This window comes from Halalkalibacter flavus (assembly GCF_036663575.1).
GTDB lineage: Bacteria > Bacillota > Bacilli > Bacillales > Bacillaceae_D > Halalkalibacter > Halalkalibacter flavus.
The window spans coordinates 1-238 of sequence record NZ_JAWRVK010000408.1 but is presented as its reverse complement, the minus strand read 5'-3'; the positions used below and the strand labels follow the sequence as shown (position 1 = coordinate 238).

At 63.0% G+C, this 238-nt stretch carries 1 protein-coding gene; it reads left to right on the top strand.

The genetic code is table 11. The annotated features are described in order from the left end of the window. Positions 1 to 2: 2 nt before the first annotated feature. On the top strand, positions 3 to 238 hold a 236-nt coding region (locus SAY88_RS25635), incomplete at its 3' end, for an NAD-dependent epimerase/dehydratase family protein (RefSeq protein WP_332635255.1).

The window sequence follows — 238 nt, the reverse complement described above, 5'->3', positions numbered from 1 at the left end:
ACATGTCTCGAGTGATTCTAGTGACGGGAGCCAATGGCTTCGTCGGTCGGGCGGTGTCTCGGGCATTGCTTCTGCGTGGCGAACAGACCGTCGGGTTGGTTCGTCATGCGCAAGGTCCGTCCGGTATCGGGCGCGAGTGGATCCACGATCGGCCCGATTTTGTGGACATCGATCGGGCCTGGCCGCCAGGGCCAGGGTTGCAGTGCGACGCGGTAATTCATCTGGCCGCACGCGTGCA